Genomic DNA, 8,751 nt, shown 5'->3' with positions numbered 1-8,751 from the left:
GGGCGAGTTGGTGTTCTGTTGTCATGGTGTTATTTTCTCCTGTTGGGGTTGGGAGGGTTTACACCGTTTTCCTGACAGTCCCTTTGTCTCCCCCGGAGACACAGTTGAAGTCGGCCAGACCGTTGGCATGGTTGAAATTATGAAGCAGTTCAACGAAATCAAATCAGAAGTCTCTGGAACCGTTGAGTCGGTTGAAGTAGAAAATGCAGCTCCTGTTACTCCCGGCATGGTGCTCGTCAAGGTGAGTGAAGGGTAATGTAATGCAGAAACTTTTTATCGCCAACCGTGGAGAAATCGCCCGACGTATTATCCGCACAGCTAAGTCCATGGGCATCAAGACTGTATTGGCTGTCTCTGAAGCTGATAGTGAGACCCCTGCAGCGCAAGAAGCTGATGAATGTGTTGTTGTAGGTCCAGCACTGGTTCAGCAGAGTTATTTAAACAAAGACGCTCTCATCCAGGCTGCTTTAGACTCGAAAGCAGATGCTGTACATCCGGGCTTTGGCTTCCTTTCAGAAAATTCTGACTTTGCGCAGAAAGTCATCGATGCAGGGCTTATTTGGGTGGGCCCCTCACCTACAACTATTAGCCTTATGGGCAATAAATCAGCTGCTTTAGAGGCTGCTAAGCAAGCCGGAGTTCCAGTTCTTGAAGGTTCAGACGGTCCCTTGCAAAACCTTGAAGAGGCACAAACTATAGCTGAGTCCATTGGCTATCCCTTGCTGGTGAAAGCCTCAGCGGGTGGTGGCGGCCGTGGTATCAGGCTGGTTGAAACGCCTGCTGACCTTATATCAACAATTGAGCTGGCTCAGGCAGAGGCTGAGGCAAGCTTCGGAGATGGAACCGTTTACCTAGAACGTTTTGTACGGACTGCTCGCCATGTTGAAGTGCAAATCTTTGGAGACGGAGAAAATTACATTCACCTTGGGGATCGTGATTGCTCCTACCAACGACGCTCACAAAAGGTACTCGAGGAAGCACCAGCTCCAAACCTCCCTGAAGATGTGCGCCAGGAGATTCGAGAGACATCGGTCAGACTGGCTGCGAACAGTGGTTACATAGGTGCAGGCACTGTGGAGTTCGTTTACGACACCGATAAAAAAGTTGCAGCCTTTATCGAAATGAATACACGTCTTCAGGTAGAGCACCCTGTCACCGAAGAAATTACTGGGCTAGATCTAGTTGAGCTTCAGTTAAGGGTTGCATCTGGAGAAAAGCTTTCCCTGCAACAAGATGACATTGCGTTCGAAGGAAGTGCTATCGAATGTCGACTCAATGCAGAGGACCCCTCCAATAACTTCTTTCCGAGCCCCGGCACCATAGCATCTATCAGCTGGCCACAGGGCGAGAACGTGCGCATCGATTCTGGGGTGGAAGCAGGATCTGAGATTTCCCCTTATTACGACTCAATGTTCGCCAAACTTATTGTGCGGGGCAGTGACCGTTCTGAGGCAATCGCCAACACTCTTCGTGCTCTTGATAGCCTCAAGATTGAAGGAATCAAGACAACTAAGCCTCTGCACCAGGCGCTGCTAGAAAGAGATGAATTTAAACAGGTCACTCATCACACTAAGTTCATCGAAAGTACCCCAGACCTACTCGAAAGGGAGCAGTAATGACTCAAACTACACAGCTCCGGGACAAGGCTCGTTACACTTTCGGTGGAGACGAATTCCTCTTCGTCGAAATTGACGAAGCTATGAGCCTTGCCGCAAATATACGCGCTATGGGCATCGCGAAGGGGCTCCAGAGCAAAGCTGTAGAAGGCATTGTAGAGATTTGTCCCGCCAACGCATCTCTATTGATTCGCTTTAACCCAGATATCCTAGCTCCTAGCGATCTTCGACAAATTGTTGAAAGCCTAGAAGAAGAAACTAAAAATACCGAGAATTTGACCTTTGAGTCTCGTGTCGTTGAAGTGCCTGTTTGGTATCAAGACAAATACACCAGCGAAGTCGTGGAACGGTTCCGCGAAGGCTATCACCAAGAGCCAAATCTTACTGATTTAGAATATGCAGCAAAAATCAATGGAGAGTCTTCCGTTGAGGATTTTATTCGCCGCCATCATGAAAACCCTTGGCTAGTGACTATGGTGGGGTTTGTGGCAGGTCTGCCCTTCATGTATCAGCTTGTTGAGGGCGAGCGCCAAATTGAAGTACCTAAGTATCTCAGCCCTCGCCCTTCTAGCACCCCGAAACTAACCGTAGGTCATGGTGGCTGCTTTGCCTGTATCTATTCTGTTGAGGGAGCGGGCGGCTATCAGATGTTCGGAGTAGCAGCTGGTCCTATCTTTGATCCATCTCAAAGCTTGCCAAATATGAAGGACTCCATGGTCTTTTTCCGCCCTGGAGACATCGTAAAGTTCAAGCCTGTTTCTGAGGAGGAATATATGCGTCTTCAGCAGGAAGTTGAAGCTGGAACTTTCGAATATAGGACCTATCCGGTGCAGTTTGATACATCTAAAGCGTTGGCTGACCGTGAACGGTACAATCGCGAACTTCTGGAGGTGCTCCATGGCCATTAAGATTCAGCAACCCGGTTTGCTTACATCGGTTCAGGATCGTGGTCGCACTGGCTACTATCACTTAGGTATCCCACAAGGTGGTGCGCTTGATCAGTACTCGTATGAGCTAGCTAATGCACTAGTAGGCAATCAGGGTGGTGAAGCAGCGCTTGAGTGTACCTATATGGGGCCTGCATTTGAGGTCCTCGATAACACTCAGATGGCTGTTACAGGTGCTCCGGTAGATGTTTTAGTCAATGGGAACCAGCAACCTACGTGGGCTACCATCGATTTGGTTGCGGGCGATATTGTAACTTTTGGTTATCTGACCCAGGGAGCCCGATTTTACATCGCTTTTGGTGGCGGCATAGACGTACCTGAAGTATTAGGAAGCCGCTCAACGTACCCACTAGGTGCGCTAGGTGGCTTTAAGGGGCGCAAGCTCGAAGCTGGAGATGAAATCCCAGTAGGAATTTCACACGATGTTCAGTACGAACTGGCAAGCGAATACCGCCCAGAATTTGGAGCAGAGTTTACCTACAGAGTTGTACTTGGTCTTTATGACCATCTTCTTGATGAGCAAGGAGTGAAGAACCTTACGGAAGAGGAATGGTCTTTAACTCCTGTAGCTGACAGAGCAGGACTACGTTTCGATGGGCCCGGTGTCAGCTGGAAGCCTCGTGTGCAGCCCTTTGGTGCTGGTTCTGACCCTTCCAATATCGTGGATGCCGGTTACGCTGTAGGGTCTATCCAGATTCCTGGCGGTTCACAGCCTATTATTCTTCATCGAGATGCTGTGTCTGGTGGAGGATACGCCATGGTGGCAACTGTGATAAGTGCTGATATGGATGCGGTAGCTCGTGCGCAGCCCGGCGCTAAAGTTCGTTTTGAAACGATAAGTGTTGAGGAAGCAGTTGAGCTGAGGCAGCAGGCTAAAGAGCAATTGCGTGCCGCTTTAGCTTCATTGAATACCTAGAAGACTGCTAGTGAAGGAAAGATAGGTAGGGCGGGTTCGCAGCGAAGCTGCTGGCTCGGGGCTGGCGTGAATTGCTCGTGAGCGTTAGCGAACCAGCAAGAGGGTCAGCAGCGAGCGCGAGCCTGCCCTACCGCAATGGCTATATTTCTATCGCGATAAAGCTCTCTTTCATGGCTCTCTCGGGAAGGTTGTCAGCTGTAGGCAGGCTTACGAGTACAGTAGATACGAAACATCCGCCTCGGCAAGGAGTATCAATGGCCGTTGATCCGCAGCACACCCAGATTAAAGAGACCGCCTTTGCGCTGGCCCGTAAGTTTGGGTGGGCCCTTGAGTACAACGGTGGGCTGGAGCTCGACGGTGAGTTTCTTGACGATGCTGACCTGTCGGTGGAGCGTTCCGAGGACGGCGTGCAGGTGGAGTATGTGCTCAATATCAGTTATGCCGATTCGACCGCCTACGGGTACACCCTCACGCGCGAGGCGGCGAGCGCGCCGGCGTCCGCTTTTGGGGTGGGCGCTTTTGGCCAGGACGCAGGCGGTGTGGCACCTGCACCCAGCAGCTTTGATGCGGGGGCGGGTTTTGGCCTGGGGTCTTTCGCTACAGAGGGTCTACCGGGTGAGAATGCGGTGACCCTGGCTGAGAAGTATTACATCACCACTTTGGCTGAGCTGATTGAGGCGGTGGAGGAGAAGCTGACCGCTCTGGCTCTCTAGAAAAGGTTTTTATGCCTTGCGCGTGCCTTCTACTGCGCCCCAACACCCAAAAGGTAAGGTTACTTAAAATTCCTTTGATTCCAGGAAGGTTGCCATGGCTGACTTTACCTACACCGCCGCTTACCCCTACGACGAAGACACCGTGCGCACCTGGTTTTTGCGCCCGGGTGCCCTGACTCGAGCAACCCCTCACTGGGCTGGCTCCGTCACCGAAGAAGGCACCCCGAACGAGCCGGGAAGTACCGCTCGTACCAGGGTGGCTCTGCCGCTGACCTCGGGCCTGCTGACCCTGCCGTGGGCAGCCCGCCATACCCGGGCGTCCGCAGATTCCTTCACTGACGAAATGGTCCGCGGCCCCTTTTCTTCCTGGGAGCACACCCACGATTTTCTGTCGACGCCGGGCGATACGGTGGTGCGCGATAGCATTACCTTCACAGCGCTTCCCACGCCGCCCGCACCCGCGGAAAAGGTAGGAGCTGCGGCTGAACGGCTTGCCCGGGCAGCGGCTCAAAAGCAGCTAGAGAAAGTTTTTGCCGCCCGCGAGCGCCGAATCGGTGCTGATCTTGATTTTCAGCAGCGCTATGAAAGTGACCCCCTGACGGTCGTGGTGGCTGGGGCGTCCGGCATGGTGGGGCACCAGGTGGTTGCCCTACTGACCGGGGGCGGGCATAGGGTGCGCACGCTGGTGCGCCGCGCACCCGAGGCTGAGCACGAGTTCCGTTGGGATCCGTCTGCTGGCGAGGTTGATACCGCCGCTTTTGAGGGTGCGGACGCCGTCATCCACCTGGGCGGGGCCAGCATCAACCAGCGGTTTACCGAGGAGAATAAGCAGAAGATTCTTGATTCCCGTGTTGAGTCCACAACCCTGCTGGCAACAACTCTGGCCGAGCTTGTGCAACAGAGGGGTGCGGACGCTACCCCGCAGGTTTTCGTCTGCGCTTCGGCGGTGGGGATTTACGGTACTGACCGGGGTGATGAGACGCTCACTGAAGAAGATAGCGCCGGGCGTGGCTTCTTGGCGGAGGTGTGCCAGGCATGGGAGGCTGCCTGTGAGCCTGCCCGCGAGGCTGGACTTCGAGTAGTTAACGTACGCACCGGCCTGGTGCAGTCTGCCCTGGGTGGCATGTTGCGCCTGCAGCTGCCGGCTTTTTTGAGCGGGACCGGGGGTTGGATTGGTTCGGGTGAGCAGGTGCAGAGCTGGATCAGCCTGGACGACATTGCCGGTATCTATGTGCACGCGGTGCTGACCGAGAAGCTGGAGGGGCCGGTGAACGCGGTGGCTCCCACGCCGGTAACGGCGAAGGCCCTGGCCAAGACGGTGGGTAGGGTGCTGCACCGCCCCGTCCTGCTCCCTATTCCGCCTGCTGTGCCTGCTCTGGCCCTGGGGCAGGAGGGAGTGAAGGAATTAGCGCTGGCAAGCCAGCGGGCCAGTGCCGATAAGCTCTTGGCTAGTGGCTACGTTTTCTTTGAGCCGGAATTGGAGCGGGCTCTGGCTCACGAGCTGGTTCGCTAGGGCTTTTTGTTCACCGAAATGTTACTGTAAACACCGGTAAGACGGCACGGAGCGGGCTATTCTGTTGAATGACACACATCATCATTCTCACCGAAAGATAAGCATGTCTTCTTCTCTCTCCCGCCGCCTTGCCGGCCTGGCAGCCAGCGGTGCGACCGTTGTTGCCCTGGTTGTTGCCCCCGTTCCGGGTGCAGGTGCAGCCGATACCACCACCCTGACCCTGCTGAACATTAACGATTTCCACGGTCGTATTTCTACCAGCATTGCTATGGGCCTGGCCAACACCATCCAGACCGAGCGTGCCGCTGCCACCGACGGCTCCCTGCTGCTCTCTGCTGGCGATAACGTAGGTGCCTCGCTCTACGTTTCCAGCGTGCAGAAGGATCAGCCCACCCTGGACTACCTGAACGCCCTGGGCCTCTCTGCCAGCGCCGTGGGTAACCACGAGTTCGACGCCGGCATGGATGACCTGGTTAACCGCATTATCCCTGCCTCCTCCTTCACCTACCTGGGCGCCAACGTCCTGAACGCTGACGGCACCCCTGCTCTGAAGCCCTACTACACCACCGAGGTCAACGGCACCACCGTGGCCGTCATTGGTGCTGTCACCACCGAGACCCCGCAGCTGACCGACCCCTCAGCGCTGGCGTCCGTACAGTTCACAGACCCCATCGAGGCTGTGAACAAGTACGCCGCCCAGCTCTCTGACGGCGATGCAAGCAACGGCGAAGCCGACGTGATTATCGCTGAGTACCACGAGGGTGTAGACACCTCAGCTCCCGAAGCTGACGCGATTATCAACCAGACCAGCGCCGCTGTGGACGCCATTTTCACCGGCCACACCCACGCCGAGTACGTCATTGACGGCACCGTTCCCGGCCAGGCAGGCAAGACCCGCCCCGTTATTCAGACCGGCAACTACGGCGATAACCTGGGCAAGGTTGTGCTGACCTTGGATGCCGAGAAGAACGTCACCGCCTACTCCTCTGAGCTGGTCAAGCGCATGAGCGCCCCCACCGCCGAGCAGATCGCAGCTGATCCCGTCCTGGCTAACGTGAACACCATCATCACTAATGCCAACGCCTACGCCACCGAGCAGGGCTCTGTGGTAGCTGGCCAGGTCAGTGCCCCTATCACCACCGGTTTTGACTCCGCCAAGGACACCCAGGGTGGCTTTGACATGCGCAACTACGAGTCCACCATGGGTCACCTGGTAGCGGATATGTACCTGGCTGCCGCTAACTCCACCGGCCGCACCCCCGCCGATATCGGCATCGTCAACCCCGGCGGTCTGCGCGATGAGCTACCCGGCGGCCTGCGCACCTCACTGGGCCTGGCCGTGAACAAGAATGTGCGCGTCATGGACATCGTCAACGTGACCCCCTTCGCCAACAACCTCTGGACCACCGAGCTCACCGGCGCCCAGCTCAAGACCGTACTTGAAGAGCAGTGGCAGCAGAACTCGGCAGGCGAGATGGCAACCCGCCCCTACCTGCAGCTGGGCTTCTCCTCAAACGTCACCTACACCTACACCGGCTCCCCCGACGCTGAGGGCTACGCAAGCCGCGGCTCCAACGTGCTCGATGTGTACGTCAACGGCACAAAGGTTGAGGACGCCGACACCTACACCGTCGCTATCCCCAGCTTCCTGCTGGGCGGCGGCGACAACTTCGGCACCCTCTCCCAGGGCGCTAACGCCAAGGACACCGCCCTGGTAGATTCGGACGCCTTCGTTGAATACTTCAAGAACGCTGGCACCGTTGACCCCAACTTCGCTAAGCAGGCTGTGCGCGTTGCTGATCTGGCTGAGAGCTACGACGTCAACGGCACCCTGGCCTTCTCCCTGTCTGACCTGAACGTCCGTAGCTACGGCGTACCCGCCCTGACCGAGCTGAAGGTGACCGTGGGTGGCATTGAGGTTGGCACCGTTGCTGTCGCTGAGGACGGCACCGCGGCAGTTTCCCTTGACCTGGCAGGTAAGGGCATCACCAACGGCACCCACGAGGTTGTTCTGACTGATGCGACCGGCGTTGCTGGCACCACCGTCCGCCTCTCAGCCAACTTCACCGGTGCGGTTGCCGAACCCACCCCTGCCCCCTCTGAAGAACCCACTCCCGCTCCTTCTGACGAGCCGACCGTAGCTCCTAGCTCCGAGAGCACTGTTGTTGCACCGGCCCCCTCAGCTACCGCTTTTGAGTACGAGAACTGCGCCGCCGTGTGGGATGACCTGGGTCGCTCCATCAAGTCCGACGAGGCAGGCTTCCATAAGGGCCTGGATGCTGATAAGGACGGCGTAGGGTGCGAGCAGGACCCCAACTACACCAACAAGGCTGAGGACGGCAGCGCCATCAAGTCCTCTACCTCTTCTTCGGGTAGTAGCTCCTCCGGCCGCCTGGCTAACACCGGTTTCACCGCCTCTATGGTTGCTGGCGCGGGCGCCCTGGCCCTGTTTGCCGGTGGCGCTGCCCTGGTAGCTAACCGCCGCCGCAAGGCCTAGAGGTTTACACCGCAGGCTCCACGCCCTAGAACGGTGAACACCTAGTCTGCCCTCGCAAAGGGACCAGATTACTCTGAATTGTATGTGTTGTGTACAAGGACTATCGGAGTAATCTGGTCCCTTTCTCTCTGCCCTGACCGCTACCATGGACACTATGCCCCTCGATGTCTTTTCCACCCCCGCCCTTTCCCTTACAGGCCTACTTGCGGCGGGCGTCCGCGCCGCTGAAGAAACCGGAACCCAGCTCAGCCTCTTCGGCTGGTTCTTCTATCCCCTACTCTTTCTTGCCATGGGCCTGGCCATTTTCTGCGTGCTCACCGTGCACCGCCAGCCCCACCTGAGTGAAATCCAGAAGCTCAAGTGGCTGCTCTTCACCCTTTTTATCCCTATCGTTGGCCCCCTAGCCTACTGGCTGCGCATGCGCGCTGACCGGCGCGAACTGGCTGAGTCCGCCAGCTCTCACTCTGAGAGCGAACCGGCGGCGCAGTAGGTAGCGCAAGAAGCGGGCAGGCGTAGAGTGAAAGGTGACAGCACCACCTCATTCAGGAG

Annotated in this window: 8 protein-coding genes; all 8 read left to right on the top strand. The window is 56.6% G+C overall.

Annotation, left to right across the window (positions count from 1 at the left end):
- Positions 1–256, top strand: a 256-nt coding sequence (locus ACFP6B_RS06410; RefSeq protein ID WP_377128322.1) for an acetyl-CoA carboxylase biotin carboxyl carrier protein, incomplete at its 5' end; no start/stop codon positions are given.
- 4 nt (positions 257–260) lie between these two features.
- Entirely contained in the window at positions 261–1,616 is a 1,356-nt protein-coding gene (locus tag ACFP6B_RS06405) for an acetyl-CoA carboxylase biotin carboxylase subunit (protein WP_377128319.1), read from the top strand.
- Positions 1,616–2,524, top strand: coding sequence for a 5-oxoprolinase subunit B family protein (locus ACFP6B_RS06400; RefSeq protein WP_377128316.1), 909 nt, complete (start codon positions 1,616–1,618; stop codon positions 2,522–2,524). The genes ACFP6B_RS06405 and ACFP6B_RS06400 overlap by 1 nt, the downstream gene beginning before the upstream one ends.
- On the top strand, positions 2,514–3,479 hold the full coding sequence (locus tag ACFP6B_RS06395) for a 5-oxoprolinase subunit C family protein (RefSeq protein WP_377128313.1): 966 nt from the start codon (positions 2,514–2,516) through the stop codon (positions 3,477–3,479). Before ACFP6B_RS06400 ends, ACFP6B_RS06395 begins: the two co-directional genes overlap by 11 nt.
- Positions 3,480–3,733: 254 nt before the next feature.
- Complete coding sequence (locus ACFP6B_RS06390) at positions 3,734–4,192, top strand: hypothetical protein (RefSeq protein ID WP_377128310.1); 459 nt, start codon at positions 3,734–3,736, stop codon at positions 4,190–4,192.
- Between the two features lie 94 nt (positions 4,193–4,286).
- Entirely contained in the window at positions 4,287–5,705 is a 1,419-nt protein-coding gene (locus ACFP6B_RS06385; protein ID WP_377128307.1) for a TIGR01777 family oxidoreductase, read from the top strand.
- A gap of 103 nt (positions 5,706–5,808) precedes the next feature.
- Positions 5,809–8,202 (top strand): 5'-nucleotidase C-terminal domain-containing protein, encoded by a 2,394-nt coding sequence (locus tag ACFP6B_RS06380; RefSeq protein WP_377128304.1) that lies wholly within the window; start codon positions 5,809–5,811, stop codon positions 8,200–8,202.
- 145 nt (positions 8,203–8,347) lie between these two features.
- Complete coding sequence (locus ACFP6B_RS06375; RefSeq protein ID WP_377128301.1) at positions 8,348–8,692, top strand: PLD nuclease N-terminal domain-containing protein; 345 nt, start codon at positions 8,348–8,350, stop codon at positions 8,690–8,692.
- The last annotated feature ends 59 nt before the right edge of the window (positions 8,693–8,751 follow it).

Source organism: Rothia nasimurium (genome assembly GCF_042660305.1).
GTDB classification, from domain to species: Bacteria; Actinomycetota; Actinomycetes; order Actinomycetales; family Micrococcaceae; genus Rothia; species Rothia nasimurium.
This window is presented reverse-complemented; position numbering and strand designations above follow the sequence as displayed.

Excerpts from the sequence above, each read along its gene's own strand:
- ACFP6B_RS06385 (WP_377128307.1), top strand. The coding sequence starts at position 4,287 with ATGGCTGACTTTACCTACACCGCCGCTTACCCCTACGACGAAGACACC.
- ACFP6B_RS06395 (WP_377128313.1), top strand. The coding sequence starts at position 2,514 with ATGGCCATTAAGATTCAGCAACCCGGTTTGCTTACATCGGTTCAGGAT.
- ACFP6B_RS06390 (WP_377128310.1), top strand. The coding sequence starts at position 3,734 with ATGGCCGTTGATCCGCAGCACACCCAGATTAAAGAGACCGCCTTTGCG.
- ACFP6B_RS06375 (WP_377128301.1), top strand. The coding sequence starts at position 8,348 with ATGGACACTATGCCCCTCGATGTCTTTTCCACCCCCGCCCTTTCCCTT.
- ACFP6B_RS06405 (WP_377128319.1), top strand. The coding sequence starts at position 261 with ATGCAGAAACTTTTTATCGCCAACCGTGGAGAAATCGCCCGACGTATT.
- ACFP6B_RS06400 (WP_377128316.1), top strand. The coding sequence starts at position 1,616 with ATGACTCAAACTACACAGCTCCGGGACAAGGCTCGTTACACTTTCGGT.
- ACFP6B_RS06380 (WP_377128304.1), top strand. The coding sequence starts at position 5,809 with ATGTCTTCTTCTCTCTCCCGCCGCCTTGCCGGCCTGGCAGCCAGCGGT.